This window comes from Pseudoalteromonas sp. BSi20480 (assembly GCF_000241365.1).
Classification (GTDB): Bacteria; Pseudomonadota; Gammaproteobacteria; order Enterobacterales; family Alteromonadaceae; genus Pseudoalteromonas; species Pseudoalteromonas marina.
The window spans coordinates 1-14,952 of sequence record NZ_BADX01000080.1 but is presented as its reverse complement, the minus strand read 5'-3'; the positions used below and the strand labels follow the sequence as shown (position 1 = coordinate 14,952).

Genomic DNA, 14,952 nt, shown 5'->3' with positions numbered 1-14,952 from the left:
GCCTATTTATATTTTTATAATAAAAATATTATTTTTAATGTTTTTGATAACTTAGCTGAAATATTCAGTGTTTGTAAATGTTCACTGGGGTTGATTTTGACTAAGGCGAGCAATTAACTATTTAACCAAAGTGTTAATAGTATATAATGTATCCAAGAATGAGACGGGCAAAATTTCATTCTAATAACAAAAACCTTTTACCACATTTTAAGCGTCGTTTTTAGCTATGTGGGTGGGAGTGAGTAGCAACCAGTGCTTTGAGAAGCGATAGATTGCTATTTAAAACATAAGTTACTGCTTACTTGCCTACAGCTATGGTAACGACTGCTGCTTTTGTGGTGTTGTCTAATCGTCTAGTAGGAGATGTAAAATGATGGGGAAAACTGTTTCTTCAGAAGAGAACGCTAAGTTAACAACATGGCTTAAAAGCAAACGCCATGAAAAAGGCCATACAATGAGAAGCCTTGCACAGGTGCTTGGAACGCCTCACTCGTTTATCGGCAAAATTGAAAATCAAGAACGCCGTTTAGATGTAGTTGAGTTTGTTCGTTATTGTACAGCGCTAGAAGTTGACCCACATGAAGCACTAAGCCTGCTTAAAGTAGATTAATAGTGTGTTGCTTAGTTCATTCAGGGGTATATTAAATGTGCTAAGCAAAATATTAATGCATGGATGCATTAAGCTTAATAGCTACTATGGTAGTTTTTCTCAAGCTCATACAATTTGTGTCTTATTGCATACAAAAATAGTAAAGAGGGAAGCACCATTAAAGCGGTTAATACAAAAAATAACGACCAATTTCCCATTAGCCAATCATCAATTACAACCCCACTGTAACTCGAAAGTAATGTTCTTCCTAAATTCCCCAGCGACGCTAACAACGCATAATGTGTTGCACTAAATGCTCTGTCACATAGCATAGATATAAACGCGACCATAGCAACGAGAGACCATGCTTGTGTGAAGCCATCAATTACTATAGCAAAAGCATATAAACCTAAGTTAGGGCCCACTAGTGCAATAGCAGAAAAGGCTAAATTAGATGCAGCCATGGCTACACCACTAACAAATAACCCTTTCACAATGCCATATTTTTGATTAAATAAGCTGCCTACAAAGGTAAAGGCAATAGTGAGCACCGCGGTGCCAACTTTTGAAAAAGTAGCTATATCGCTATTGCTGAAACCTATTTCTTTATAAAAAACAATCGACATTCGTCCTAAAAACGCTTCGCCAATTTTAAATAGGAAAATAAAAGCAAGTAGTGCGAGTGCAGTTTTAACCCCATTTTTTGCAAAAAATGTTCTAAAAGGGTCAATAATTGTAACAACCAACCAGGCAACGACTTTATTGAGAGGTGTTTGATTAATAGTAGCAAGCTTTTCAATGTAAACACGTTCTAGTTCTTCGTGAACGGCTTCTCTATTAGAGGCGGGCTCTTTAGCAAATAGCACACCTCCCATTAATACCAATATCACAGCAGTTAAAAAGTAGTAAACTTGTGGCCAACCAAGTGAAGGAATATCTGCCATATAAAATGGAATCGCACCCAATAACGCATAGCCTGTCCACCATCCTGAGGTGGCCATGGCTGCGGCAGCCGTTGCTTTGTGTGATTCACTTTCGCTTAGGGTATCTATTCTAAATGCGTCTATCGCAATGTCTTGTGTAGCAGATGCAATTGCAATTAATAAACACAGTGCTGCAGCTATCGCCAAGTTAGCTTTGAGGTCAAGGCCAGCAAGAAGTAATGTGCCTAAAAACATAAAGCTTTGGCAAAACAATATCCAGCTACGGCGTTGGCCTAGCCACTTATATAAAATAGGCAGTTTTGTACGATCGATTAAGGGCGACCACAAAAAGTTGATGCTGTAGGCACCAAATACAATACCAAATAAGCCTATCATGCTTCGGCTCAGGCCTTCATCTTTTAGCCATGCCGACATTACAGAGCCAATTAATACCCAGGGAAAACCACTGCTAATACCAAAAATAAACACATTAATTAAACGTTTATCTTTAAAATACGAAAAGTATTCGCTGAAAGAGAGAGTGTTGCTCATAGGGCCTTCATTGGCGAGTGGGTGCAGCTATACCGCACCTCATTAATTATAATGGTGTTGGCTCAATCATTTTAATATTTAAAATGACCACTGGTGTTTCTGGCACAAAGTCATAACCAATTTTTTCGTTGTAAATTGTTTTAACAGCCATAATTTTATCAAGGGTTTCGTATCCATCCATTACAGTACCAAACACCGCAAATCCCCAGTCTCTTCCAGGATTTAAATGGTCATTGTTATCCATATTAAAGAAAAACTGGCGAGTACCTGAATGCGGCTGTCTGTCTTGGTATGCCATGGCAATACTGTACATATCATTTTTTAGACCATTCCCGCTTTCATTAAAAATAGGATCGTTTTGATGTAAGCCTTCCATGTCTTTATCATACCCACCACCTTGTATAACAAAATCGCGTTCGTTTTCTTCGTCGCGCTCAACACGATGAAAAATACTACCCTGATAACTTTTATCTGATACATAAGTCAAAAAGTTATTAACTGTAATAGGGGCCCGAGAACGGTCTAGCTCAACAATAATACTGCCTAGTGATGTCACTATTTCAACACGTGGAAACATATTGTCTTTTTGTACAAATCTGCCCTCTTGGGCTGCTAAACTTGCTGCGCTAAAAAAAAGAGCTAAACAAAGTATAAAAAGTCGTTTCATGGTTAACCTTCTAAAAACTGTATTAATTCAGGATCTGACACAATGCGGGTTATCATTTGTTCAGTCAACTTATTGAGTTGACCTTCTATTTTAGCTCTGTCATGGCCAAGCGGGCCTTCTAGCGCTGCATTACCGCTATACTTTTTTGTAAAATTACTTGTAGCACGGAATACGCGAACACTTAGTTCAATTTTTGCTTCACTTTTATGGCTTACTAAGGTTTCAGTAACCACTGCTTGTAAGGCATTTATATCTAGCTCAAATCGAGTGGTGGCTAAATTTGAAATGCTCGCGCCATTACGACTAAGTGCACTGTCTAGTGCACTTTTAATCGACTCAGTAATACCTTGGCTTGCAAATGTTTTGGTTTTGTCTGACTCAACTAGAGTTAGGGTAGAAGTATCGCCACGTACATCAATAACACTCGTGCTCAGGCTACTATTTAAAGTGCTTACTTGGCCACTTTGGTAAACCGGGTTAAGTATGACTTGGCTTGGTTGGTTTGCACAGCCTGCTAAAAATACAAAATGCAGCACAGCCAAATATACGGTTTATTATTGTCATTGTTATAACACCCCACTATTTTTAGTCGAACTTAAAACCACAAATTTTTTGTTTGAACCTAATAGCTTACAGTTACCAAACATACGGTTTAACTTGTCATGATAATCTAAATGACGATTACCAATAATGCGCAGCTCACCACCTTCTTTTAACGTGTCTTTAGCTTGTTTAAACATTTGCCAAGCAATGTGATCAGTAACCGCTTGTGCTTGGTGAAATGGTGGGTTGCATAGCACCATATCTACACTGTTTTTTTCAAAGCCGGTTAGGCAATCGTTTTCTATAAATTCGCAATCATCAAATCGTTCTGCCATGTTTTGCTCTACGTTAAGTCGTGCAGACTCGACCGCCATGTACGATTCATCAACAAACGTTACAGAGGCTTTAGGGCAGCGCGCTAAGGTCATAACACCAACTACGCCATTACCACAGCCTAAATCAATAATTTGTTTAGCTTTTGGTGTTTGCGGCAAGTAGTTAAAAAAGAAGCGCGCACCAATATCTAACGAATCACGCGAAAACACATTTGCATGGTTTGTAATATTAAACTCGGTGCCTTCAAGTTGCCATGAAACAGGGTAATCAGCAGCTTTATAGCCGCCTTTTGCGCTACTTAAAATAAGGCGTGACTTTTTCACCGCTAAGCTTGTTTTAGTTTCACCAATGAACTGTTCAAACGCCTTAATTGTTGAGTTGTGAATATCTTTAGTTTTACCAGCTGCAATAACAGGTGTGCCTGGTGCAAGAACTTCGCTTAACTCACTTAATTGAAACTGCAAAAAGCCAACATTACGTGGTATTTTAATTAACACTAAATCTACGTCTTCTGGAAGTGCCGAGAGGCTGTCCAATTGCGTAAATTGCACAGTAGATAGCTTATTCTCTTGTAAATTATACGCTGCGGCTTGGTGGCTAATATACGAGTCATTAACTGAACAAACCGTTAATTGATTAAAGCTACAGGCAAGAGCACCAAAGCTGTCATTTAAAATAAGCAATGAGCGACAATCAGGATGATGTTCGTTAACATAATTGATAAGGTACTCATCGCCCGAATCCCACGCTTGTAAACTGCGGTTTTTTTGATCCAAAGGGAAGCGTTCAAGAGTAAAAGTTTTATCGCCTAGCTGGGCTTGCGTCGTCATAGTGGTTTTTGTATCAGTAAACTAATGTAGGTAAATTCTAACATGCAACGGCAAAACGCCAACCCCCAACAGTTGCCTAATGGCTTTTCTTATCAAACAAAGGCGCTTAGCGCACAAAAAAGCCTCGATTTATTTTATTATCTGCAAAAAAACCTTAAGTGGCAGCAGCCAGAAGTCACGGTTTACTCTAAAACTGGACCAATCCCACGCCTGCAATGCTTTATTGGCGACCATAAAATTGAATACGGCTATTCAAACAGTAAGTTAATAACTGAACCCTGGCCTAGTACATTAATGGCAATGCGAAAAAGGTTAGAGGCACATTTAAACCAGCCTTTTAATTCTTTATTAGTCAACTATTATCGCGATGGCAACGACACCATGGGGTGGCACAGTGATGATGAAATTGAGTTAGGCCAGCAGCCCACTATAGTGTGTATATCGCTTGGAGCAGAGCGGGTATTAAAGCTAAAAGACAAAACCAGTAATAAAATAACGGATTTAAAATTACACAGTGGTAGTTGTTTGGTCATGAGTGGCAATAGCCAGCGAGACTTTCAGCATGCTATTTTAAAGCAAACCAGCTTAGTGCACCCGCGAATAAGTTTAACCTTTAGGTATATAAAACAAGGCTAGTTGCGTAATTTAGTTAGCCAACGGGCAGGGCTGCTTGCTATGATAAGTTCATAAATAAGCTATAAATAATGGTTTTATATGTCAATGCAGCAACAAATCCAAGAAAAAATCAGCAATGCTATTGCGTGTAAGCATTTAAATGTTATTAACGAAAGTCATATGCACAGCAAAGGCACTGATTCGCACTTTAAGGTTATTGTGGTAAGCGAAGAGTTTTTAGGTAAACGCCTTTTGCAGCGCCATCGTCAAATTAATGAAATTTTAAAAGAAGAGCTTGCAAACCATATACATGCATTGGCTATTCATACTTACACTCCTGACGAATACACTGAACATGACAGCGAAGCGCCAGCATCGCCAAACTGTTTAGGTGGATCTAAATTAGATTGATTAATTGAGGTTTGACAGTTATTTACAACCGTATTTAACTGATCAGATCAGTGTTTTAAGTATTAGCCTTTAAACTAGCGCTAATTTTTATAGTAAAAGATATAGGATCATCAATGGTCATTAAGCCAAAAATTCGTGGATTCATTTGTACAAACGCTCACCCAGTAGGCTGTAGTGAACATGTGCTAGAGCAAATTAACTATGTAAAACAACAAGGTGCATTAAAAAACGCGCCAAAAAATGTGTTAGTTATTGGTGCATCTACAGGCTACGGCTTGGCATCGCGTATTACGGCAGCATTTGGTGGCGGCGCTAAAACATTGGGTATTTTCTTTGAAAAAGAAGGTACCGAGCGTAAAACAGGGTCAGCAGGTTGGTATAATACGGCTGCTTTTCAAAATGCGGCAGACGAAGCCGGTTTATGGTCTAAAAATATCAACGGTGATGCCTTCTCAAACGAAATAAAACAAAAAGCAATTGATACAATTAAAGCAGATTTAGGCAAGGTTGATCTGGTCATTTACAGTTTAGCGTCGCCTCGTCGTACTGACCCAAATACGGGTGAAGTTTACTCATCAACGTTAAAGCCAATCGGCAACGCAGTTACAACAAAAAATCTAAATACGTCAAAGCGTGAAATTGACGAAATTACTGTAGAGGCTGCAACACAAGACGATATCGACAACACCATTAAAGTAATGGGTGGTGAAGATTGGGAAATGTGGATTAATGCACTTCAAGACGCTGACGTGCTAGCAGATGACTTTAAAACCACAGCTTACACATACATAGGCAAAGAATTAACGTGGCCAATATACGGGCACGCGACTATTGGTAAAGCAAAAGAAGACTTAGACCGTGCAACGGTTGCGATAAAAGAGTCAACTAAAGCGTTAAATGGTCAAGCGTATGTTTCATCACTCAATGCTGTTGTAACACAAGCGAGCTCTGCTATACCAATTATGCCATTGTATATTTCAGCTTTATTCAAGGTAATGAAGGCGGACGGAACATACGAAGGCACCATTGAGCAAATTCATGGCTTATTTACCGAAAACCTGTACGGTGAAACGCCGCGTTTTGATGATGGCGGTCACTTATTTCAAAACTACAAAGAACTTGAAGACGATGTTCAAGCACGTATCCAAGCAGTATGGGACAAAGTAGATACCAGCACGATTGACGAGTTGACAGATTACGTTGGTTATCACAATGAGTTTTTACGCTTATTTGGTTTTGGCATTGAGTCAGTTGATTACGACCAAGATGTAGAGCCAGTTCAAGCAATTGCAAATATGATTGATTAATCAATTAAGTGAATAGTCAGGGCTTGCTTGTCTTTTTTGGTAAACTGTTTGGCATTTCGGTAATACAGAGCTGATGTTGTGTGGTTATTGCCCATAAATAAGTATTATTGCTAAACAGGTACCGCTTTAAGATTCAGTAAGCTTTAATCCTATAAATTCAACATGCCCTAATTTAAAAGTCGCTTCATGCGACTTTTATCAATTAAAAAACCTCATTCTTTGCTTAAGCTACCACTTTGGTCTAACTTAAATTTTATTAAATCTAGCTAACAAAACCAAATAAGCGTTTCAGTCGTATAATTTTCATAAATACACTCGCATAGTCACCCACAATGGTGTTAAAATTAAGGCAATATGTGAAGAGTTTTTACCGCGTTGCCTGTTTAATGACCAAAGCGAGTTTTTCTTTTATACATTGAAATAACTTGGGGTAGCTTAAATGGCGACGTGGTTGGTACGATTTTTCAGTTTCTTTCCGTTAATGTAGTGCAAGTGCGTATGATCAACATAAAAAAAGGTCTGGATTTACCATTAGATGGCGCACCTCAGCAAGTTATTCACGACGGTTCACCCGTCAAAAGAGTAGCCGTGCTAGGTGAAGAGTTTATAGGTATGCGTCCAACCATGCATATTCGTATGGATGACCAAGTTAAAAAAGGCCAGGTACTTTTTGAAGACAAAAAGAACCCAGGCGTCCTGTTTACCGCACCAGCTTCTGGTGTTGTAAAAGAAATAAATCGTGGTGCTAAACGTGTGCTGCAATCTGTTGTTATTGAAGTAAACGGCAGTGAGCAAATCACCTTTGACTCTTTCTCTGAATCTGAGCTTACAAGCTTGGATCGTGAAAAAGCTAAAGAAGTACTTATTCAGTCAGGTCAATGGACAGCACTACGTGCCCGCCCATTCAGCAAAGTAGCGGCTGTGGATGCAAATCCTAGCTCTATATTTGTTACTGCTATAGACACTAATCCTCTTGCTGCAGATCCTGCAGTGATTATTGCTGAAAATGCGCAAGCGTTTGAAGCAGGCTTAGCTGTTGTATCGCGTTTGACCGATGGAAAAGTATTTGTTTGTAAGCAAGCTGGCAGCCAAATCCCTAGCTCATCTATTGCTCAAGTAGAAGTACATGAGTTTGGTGGTGTGCATCCGGCTGGCCTTGTAGGCACTCATATTCACAACCTTGACCCTGTATCTGCTAGCAAGCAAGTTTGGCATATCGGTTACCAAGACGTTATTGCGTATGGTCACCTGTTCCTTACTGGTGAAATATACACAGATCGTGTTGTTTCTCTTGCAGGTCCTCGCGTTAAAAATCCACGTTTAGTGAAAACACAATTAGGTGCTTCATTAGATGACTTAGTGGCAGGGGAATTAGAAGACGGTGATAACCGTGTTATTTCTGGTTCTGTACTTGCAGGTGCTACGTCGTCTGGTGTTCATGCATTCTTAGGTCGTTACCATGTTCAAGTATCTGTTTTACTTGAAGGTCGCGAAAAGGAATTGTTTGGCTGGATTGCACCAGGTAGTGATAAATTCTCTGTAACGCGTACATTCTTGTCTCACCTTACTCCGAGTCGTTTATTCAAAATGACAACGTCTACGGGTGGTTCAAAACGTGCCATGGTTCCACTTGGAAGCTACGAGCGTGTTATGCCACTTGATATTTTGCCAACGCTATTATTACGTGACTTATTGTCTCGTGATTTAGACAGTGCGATTTCATTAGGTGCGCTTGAATTAGATGAAGAAGATTTAGCGTTATGCACCTTCGTTTGTCCTGGCAAATACGAGTACGGCGCAGCCCTACGCGATTGCTTAACTACGATCGAGAAGGAAGGCTAAAATGGGTTTAAAAACTTTTTTAGAAGATATCGAGCCGCATTTTGAACCAGGTGGAAAACACGAAAAATGGTACGCACTGTATGAAGCAGCCGCGACTATTTTTTACACACCAGGTTATGTAAACAAAGGTTCAACTCACGTTCGCGATAACATCGACCTAAAACGTATGATGATTTTAGTGTGGATGGCGACGTTCCCTGCCATGTTTTTTGGTATGTTCAACATCGGTCATCAAGCAGCTATGGCACTTGGTAATGGTTTTGAGCTAGCTAACATTTGGCAAGTAGGTTTGTTCCAGCTACTAGGTGGTGATTTGACTGCCGATGCAGGTTGGGGCGCAAAAATGTTCTACGGAGCGTGTTTCTTCCTACCTATTTATGCAACAACGTTTGTTGTTGGTGGTTTTTGGGAAGTGTTGTTTGCTTCTGTGCGTAAGCATGAAGTAAATGAAGGTTTCTTCGTAACATCAGTGCTATTTGCACTAATTTTGCCTGCCACAATTCCTTTATGGCAAGTTGCACTAGGTATTACTTTCGGTGTTGTAATCGCAAAAGAAATATTTGGTGGTACTGGTCGTAACTTCTTAAACCCTGCTCTTGCAGGTCGTGCGTTCTTATTCTTCGCATACCCAGCGCAAATTTCAGGTGACACAGTATGGACTGCCGTAGACTCGTTCTCTGGTGCAACTATGCTAGGTCAAGCATTTGCAGGTACGTTAGGTGGTGACTTAGGTTACGCTAACATGCAAATGTGGTGGAATGCGTTCTACGGCTTTATCCAAGGTTCTATGGGTGAAACGTCAACGCTTGCTGTACTTATTGGTGGTTTGTTCTTAATTTACGTGCGCATTGCTTCTTGGCGTATTGTGCTAGGTGTATTCCTAGGTATGGTGATTACTTCATCAATACTAAACACAATTGGCTCAGAAACTAATGCAATGTTTGCTATGCCTTGGTACTGGCACATGGTGCTAGGTGGCTTTGCATTTGGTATGTTCTTTATGGCTACTGACCCTGTATCTGCTGCATTTACTGATAAAGGTAAATTAGCATACGGTGCGCTTATTGGCTTTATGGTTATCATGATCCGTGTTGTTAACCCTGCATACCCTGAAGGCATCATGCTGGCAATCTTGTTTGCTAACTTGTTTGCACCATTATTCGATCACTTTGTAGTGCAAGCTAATATCAAGCGGAGGTTGGCACGTAATGTCTAGTAATAACGAATCAATTGGCAAAACGCTAGCTGTTGTTGTCTCATTATGTTTGGTGTGTGCAGTAATTGTATCGCTAACGTCAGTGCAACTTCGCCCTTTGCAAAAAGCAAACAAAGCAAAAGATATTCAAAGCAATATTTTAGCCGCCGCAGGTATTAGCAAAGTTGATAACGTTGCTGAAACGTTTGAAGCTAAAATCGAAACTCGCTTTATTGATATGCAAAGCGGTGATTTTGCAGACCCTGTAGAAGACTTTGACTTTGAAAAAACAAAGTATGATGCTAATGAAGGTTATCCTCTGAAAGAGAATGGAATTAAGGACATCGCTGGTATACAACGTATCACTAAGCGTGCACCTGTTTACATCTCTAAAAAAGACGATGGCTCTACAGATGCAATTATTCTTCCTATCCAGGGTTATGGTTTATGGGGTTTGATGTACGGTTTTATTTCGCTTGAAAGCGATGGTGAAACAATTAAAGACATCATCTTTTATAAGCACAACGAAACACCTGGTCTAGGTGGTGAAATTCAAAACCCACAGTGGACTGCAACGTGGGAAGGTAAAGAATTACCAATCCAGATCGTTAAAGGAACTGCGGGCGGTGATGAGCATAAAATCGATGGTCTTTCAGGTGCTACATTAACATCTAACGGTGTTGATCACGCGGTTGATTTTTGGACTGGCGAAAACGGCTTTGGCCCTTTCCTTGCTAAAGTACGTAATGGAGCATTGAAATAATGGCTGATACTAAAGAAATGAAGGCGGTCCTGTTTGGGCCAGTTTTCGCTAACAACCCAATTGCACTTCAAGTACTCGGTATTTGTTCTGCGTTGGCTGTAACGTCTAGCTTAAAAAACGCATTAATCATGTCAATCGCATTGACCTTGGTAACCGCATTTTCAAGCCTTTTTATCTCGACTATTCGTAATCACATCCCATCGTCAGTGCGTATTATCGTACAAATGACGATTATTGCGTCATTAGTAATCGTTGTTGACCAAGTACTGCAGGCTTTCTCTTATGCTACGGCAAAAGAGCTTTCTGTATTCGTTGGTCTGATTATTACTAACTGTATCGTAATGGGTCGTGCTGAAGCATACGCGATGAAGTCACCGCCATTAATGTCTTTCCTTGATGGTATTGGTAATGGCTTAGGTTACTCTGTAGTTCTTCTTACTGTTGGTTTCATTCGTGAGCTATTCGGTAAGGGTTCACTATTCGGTGTTGATATTATTCCATTAGTACAAAATGGTGGTTGGTACCAACCTATGGGCCTATTGATCTTACCACCGAGTGCATTCTTCATCATTGGTTTATTCATTTGGGTACTTCGTACTTATAAGAAAGACCAAGTAGAAGCTAAAGCGTAAGGGGCGATAAGTGGAACATTATATTAGTTTATTTGTAAAAGCCGTTTTTATTGAAAACTTAGCTTTAGCGTTCTTCCTAGGTATGTGTACATTTTTAGCCGTGTCTAAAAAAGTAACTACATCAATTGGCCTAGGCGTAGCGGTTATTGTTGTACTTGGTATTTCTGTACCAGTTAACAACTTGGTTTACCACGCGGTATTAGCACCAGGTTCACTTGAGTGGCTTGGTTACCCAGAAGCTGATCTTAGCTTTTTACGTTTCTTAACTTTCATTGGTGTTATTGCAGCACTAGTGCAAATTCTTGAAATGGCATTAGATAAGTTCTTTCCACCACTGTACAACGCATTAGGTATTTTCTTACCATTGATCACAGTTAACTGTGCAATCTTTGGTGCGGTAGCCTTCATGGTTGAGCGTAACTATAACTTCGGCGAGTCTGTTGTATATGGTATTGGCGCTGGTGTGGGCTGGGCGCTTGCAATTACATTACTTGCAGGTATCCGTGAGAAAATGAAGTATTCAGACGTACCAGATGGTTTACGTGGTTTAGGTATTACCTTTATCACTGTTGGCTTGATGGGTCTTGGCTTTATGTCATTTTCTGGTATTTCACTGTAATAATAGCGAGGTCAATCATGGATATTTTCTTAGGCGTTGGTGTTTTTATCGCTATCGTTGTAATACTAGTTTTAATCATCATTGGTGCTAAGTCTAAACTAGTTGCAAGCGGTGATATCATCATCGGTATTAATGGCGATGCAGACAAAGCCATTAAAACATCAGCAGGTAGTAAGCTATTAGGTGCACTATCTGAGTCGGGTATTTTCGTATCTTCTGCATGTGGTGGCGGTGGCTCTTGTGGTCAGTGTCGCGTTCACATTAAAGAAGGTGGCGGCGATATTCTACCAACTGAACTTGATCACATCTCTAAAGGTGAAGCCCGCGAAGGTTGTCGTTTAGCGTGTCAGGTAAATGTTAAAAATGACATGGAAATTGAACTTGAAGAGTCAATTTTCGGTGTTAAAAAAATGGGACTGTGAAGTTATCTCTAACGATAACAAAGCAACTTTCATTAAAGAACTTAAGCTACAAATTCCAGATGGCGAATCAGTGCCTTTCCGTGCGGGTGGTTACATCCAAATAGAAGCACCAGCTCACCATGTTAAATACGCCGATTTCGATGTTCCTGAAGAGTATCGTGGCGACTGGAATCATTTTGGTTTCTTTGACCTGGAGTCAAAAGTAGACGAAGAAACAATTCGTGCTTACTCAATGGCTAACTACCCAGAAGAAGAAGGCATCATCATGCTTAACGTGCGTATCGCTACGCCGCCGCCAAGAAACCTAAGCCTACCTTGTGGTAAAATGTCTTCGTACATTTGGTCACTTAAAGAAGGTGATAAGGTGACTATTTCAGGTCCATTTGGTGAGTTCTTCGCTAAAGAAACTGACGCTGAAATGGTATTTGTAGGTGGTGGTGCAGGTATGGCACCAATGCGTTCACATATCTTTGACCAACTTAAACGTTTAAATTCTAAGCGTAAAATGAGTTTTTGGTATGGTGCGCGTTCTAAGCGTGAAATGTTCTACGTTGAAGACTTTGACGGCCTGGCTGCTGAAAACGATAACTTCGTTTGGCACACAGCGCTTTCAGATCCACAACCTGAAGATAACTGGGAAGGCTATACTGGCTTTATCCATAACGTGTTATTTGAGAACTATCTTAAAGACCACGAAGCACCGGAAGATTGTGAGTTCTACATGTGTGGTCCTCCAATGATGAACGCTGCAGTTATCAATATGCTTAAAGACTTAGGTGTTGAAGACGAAAATATCTTATTAGATGATTTCGGTGGCTAACACGCATATCAAAACAGATTAGTTTTGGTTAAAATATCAGCCTCGTAGCACTATGTGTTACGAGGCTTTTTTATTCTTATATATTAATTTTTAACCTATTAAGTAGGGTTGTTATGAACAAAGTAAATACTCCCCAGGGCATAATCGCCTTATTTATTATTACGCTGACTTTACTGTTATCTGGATGCGCAGAATCGGTCCCAAAGGAAACCTATTTAGAAGGTAAAACCATGGGGACTACCTATCATATTAAATATTATGACGAGCAAGAGGCAATATCTGCTCTTCAAATACAAGAACAAATAGATGCTGTATTAGTCGATGTAAACCAGTCTATGTCAACATACATTAAAGACTCAGAGATAAATACATTTAATCGCTTGCCAGCAAATCAATTTATGCCAATAAGTGAAGGCTTCAGAGCTGTTATAAGTGAATCCATTCGTATAGGAGAGTCTACCAATACACTTGATGTAACAATGGGACCATTGATTGATTTATGGGGATTTGGCCCTGATAAAAAGCCGACCAAACGACCCACTGATGATGAGCTTCAGGCAATGGTTGCAAATATTGGTGTAGATAAGCTTGTATTAAATGAACAAGGTTTAGCAAAAACAGTTGATGGACTAGAACTATCATTTTCTGCAACTGCTAAAGGGTACGGCATAGACAAAGTGGCGCAATTATTAGAAAGCCATAGCATTACTAATTACATGGTTGAGATTGGCGGTGAGCTGCGTATGTCTGGCGAAAAGCCAAATGGACAAGGCTGGGTAATTGCAATAGAACAACCAGATGCAGAGCCAGGTAAGCGTGAAGTGCACCGAATTTTACTACCAGGCACTATGGGAATTGCTACATCTGGGGATTACCGTATCTTTTATATAATGGATGGCGAAACATACACCCATTTGATTGACCCTGTAACAGGAATGCCAATTAAGCACGACTTAGTTTCTGTAACAGTATTACACCCAAGTGCAATGACCGCAGATGGCTTAGCAACTGCTTTAACAGTTATGGGTATGGAAAAAGCACAAGCTTATGCACAAGCTAATAACTTAGCAGTGTATTTAATTGCTAAATCGCCTGATGGCTTAGTCACGTATTCAAGCCCTGCATTTGAACCCTACTTGTAAGAATTCAAAGCTGGTTTATTTCCATAGAGGTTGGGTATATAATAACAATTGCTCAAAAATAGTTTGGGCTTAATTTATTGCTGATCAATAGGGGCTAAGCAATGTCACTTTTTTTCTTACTTTTGGCTTACTAATTTTAATTGTTACAGCAATGGCTGTAGGTATGATAGTGCAAAGAAAATCGATGGCCAGCAGCTGCGGTGGATTAGGCTCGGTAGGCATCGATAAAGCCTGTGATTGCGATGATCCTTGTGACAAGCGCAAAAAGCGCTTAGCTAAAGAGCAATCTTGGAAAGAAAACCAAATAATTTAAATATTTTTTTAGTAACAAAAAGCGCTTTTATAGCGCTTTTTTTGTGCCTGCTATTCAGGGAACGAATACACATTCAACTTAAAAAATTCATTTTACTTAATAAGAAACAGACTGGTTTTGCCATAAATAACATTAAAGAATAATGGTTTACTTAGTTTCATACAGGGGCATTGAGTTGTTCTATGCCTAATAGAGTAAAGATTTACCGAGTGCCTTACAGGCAAATATTTCGTTACTTAAAGCATGGCTATTAGACTAAGGTCTATAGTTTAGTTTTTTTCATCTATCAGGTTTATTTTTATCGCTTGTGAAATTTGAGTAATAACTCTAAAGTTAACCCATAGACACAGCTAAGAGCTTAATCAGTAGCTTTAGCAAAGTAAAATGTGTTTATAGGCAATGGCCAGAATTCGTTAGTGTTTAACTAACAC

The 14,952-nt window shown here is 39.7% G+C and carries 15 protein-coding genes and 1 pseudogene; 12 read left to right on the top strand and 4 right to left on the bottom strand.

Annotated features, from left to right (window positions below):
- The first annotated feature begins 370 nt into the window (after positions 1–370).
- Positions 371–610: a helix-turn-helix domain-containing protein gene (locus P20480_RS09435; RefSeq protein WP_006791502.1), complete on the top strand. Its 240-nt coding sequence runs from the start codon at positions 371–373 to the stop codon at positions 608–610.
- Between the two features lie 74 nt (positions 611–684).
- Here the strand turns inward: P20480_RS09435 and P20480_RS09440 are convergent, their stop codons facing one another.
- From P20480_RS09440 to P20480_RS09455, 4 genes are read right to left on the bottom strand one after another with little or no spacing between them, the layout of a single operon-like run.
- On the bottom strand, positions 685–2,064 hold the full coding sequence (locus P20480_RS09440) for an AmpG family muropeptide MFS transporter (RefSeq protein ID WP_008129541.1): 1,380 nt from the start codon (positions 2,062–2,064) through the stop codon (positions 685–687).
- A gap of 46 nt (positions 2,065–2,110) precedes the next feature.
- Positions 2,111–2,731 (bottom strand): peptidylprolyl isomerase, encoded by a 621-nt coding sequence (locus tag P20480_RS09445; protein ID WP_008129539.1) that lies wholly within the window; start codon positions 2,729–2,731, stop codon positions 2,111–2,113.
- Positions 2,732–2,733: 2 nt separating this feature from the next.
- Positions 2,734–3,273, bottom strand: a complete 540-nt coding sequence (locus tag P20480_RS09450; RefSeq protein WP_008129538.1) for a YajG family lipoprotein — start codon at positions 3,271–3,273, stop codon at positions 2,734–2,736.
- 24 nt (positions 3,274–3,297) lie between these two features.
- Positions 3,298–4,440, bottom strand: coding sequence for a methyltransferase (locus tag P20480_RS09455; protein ID WP_008129536.1), 1,143 nt, complete (start codon positions 4,438–4,440; stop codon positions 3,298–3,300).
- Between the two features lie 42 nt (positions 4,441–4,482).
- On the opposite strand from P20480_RS09455, the gene P20480_RS09460 reads away from it, so the two are divergent.
- The 11 genes and pseudogenes from P20480_RS09460 (at position 4,483) to nqrM (ending at position 14,521) form a co-directional block, all read left to right on the top strand.
- Positions 4,483–5,076, top strand: coding sequence for an alpha-ketoglutarate-dependent dioxygenase AlkB family protein (locus P20480_RS09460; protein ID WP_008129534.1), 594 nt, complete (start codon positions 4,483–4,485; stop codon positions 5,074–5,076).
- Between the two features lie 78 nt (positions 5,077–5,154).
- Positions 5,155–5,466, top strand: a complete 312-nt coding sequence (locus tag P20480_RS09465; RefSeq protein ID WP_006791496.1) for a BolA family protein — start codon at positions 5,155–5,157, stop codon at positions 5,464–5,466.
- Between the two features lie 113 nt (positions 5,467–5,579).
- On the top strand, positions 5,580–6,773 hold the full coding sequence (fabV, locus tag P20480_RS09470) for an enoyl-ACP reductase FabV (RefSeq protein ID WP_008129529.1): 1,194 nt from the start codon (positions 5,580–5,582) through the stop codon (positions 6,771–6,773).
- 498 nt (positions 6,774–7,271) lie between these two features.
- Positions 7,272–8,615: a Na(+)-translocating NADH-quinone reductase subunit A gene (locus tag P20480_RS09475; protein ID WP_006791494.1), complete on the top strand. Its 1,344-nt coding sequence runs from the start codon at positions 7,272–7,274 to the stop codon at positions 8,613–8,615.
- A gap of 1 nt (position 8,616) precedes the next feature.
- Positions 8,617–9,831 (top strand): NADH:ubiquinone reductase (Na(+)-transporting) subunit B, encoded by a 1,215-nt coding sequence (locus P20480_RS09480; protein ID WP_006791493.1) that lies wholly within the window; start codon positions 8,617–8,619, stop codon positions 9,829–9,831.
- Positions 9,824–10,573, top strand: a complete 750-nt coding sequence (locus P20480_RS09485; RefSeq protein ID WP_008129526.1) for a Na(+)-translocating NADH-quinone reductase subunit C — start codon at positions 9,824–9,826, stop codon at positions 10,571–10,573. Before P20480_RS09480 ends, P20480_RS09485 begins: the two co-directional genes overlap by 8 nt.
- Positions 10,573–11,205, top strand: a complete 633-nt coding sequence (locus P20480_RS09490) for an NADH:ubiquinone reductase (Na(+)-transporting) subunit D (protein ID WP_006791491.1) — start codon at positions 10,573–10,575, stop codon at positions 11,203–11,205. Before P20480_RS09485 ends, P20480_RS09490 begins: the two co-directional genes overlap by 1 nt.
- 10 nt (positions 11,206–11,215) lie before the next feature.
- Positions 11,216–11,824 (top strand): NADH:ubiquinone reductase (Na(+)-transporting) subunit E, encoded by a 609-nt coding sequence (nqrE, locus tag P20480_RS09495; RefSeq protein WP_006791490.1) that lies wholly within the window; start codon positions 11,216–11,218, stop codon positions 11,822–11,824.
- A 17-nt stretch (positions 11,825–11,841) separates the two neighbouring features.
- Positions 11,842–13,066 (top strand): annotated as a pseudogene (nqrF, locus tag P20480_RS18085) (NADH:ubiquinone reductase (Na(+)-transporting) subunit F).
- A gap of 113 nt (positions 13,067–13,179) precedes the next feature.
- A complete protein-coding gene (locus tag P20480_RS09500) occupies positions 13,180–14,208 on the top strand; it encodes an FAD:protein FMN transferase (protein ID WP_008129520.1) in 1,029 nt (342 codons plus the stop codon).
- Between the two features lie 151 nt (positions 14,209–14,359).
- On the top strand, positions 14,360–14,521 hold the full coding sequence (gene nqrM / locus P20480_RS18080) for a (Na+)-NQR maturation NqrM (protein WP_050547937.1): 162 nt from the start codon (positions 14,360–14,362) through the stop codon (positions 14,519–14,521).
- Positions 14,522–14,952 lie beyond the last annotated feature (431 nt).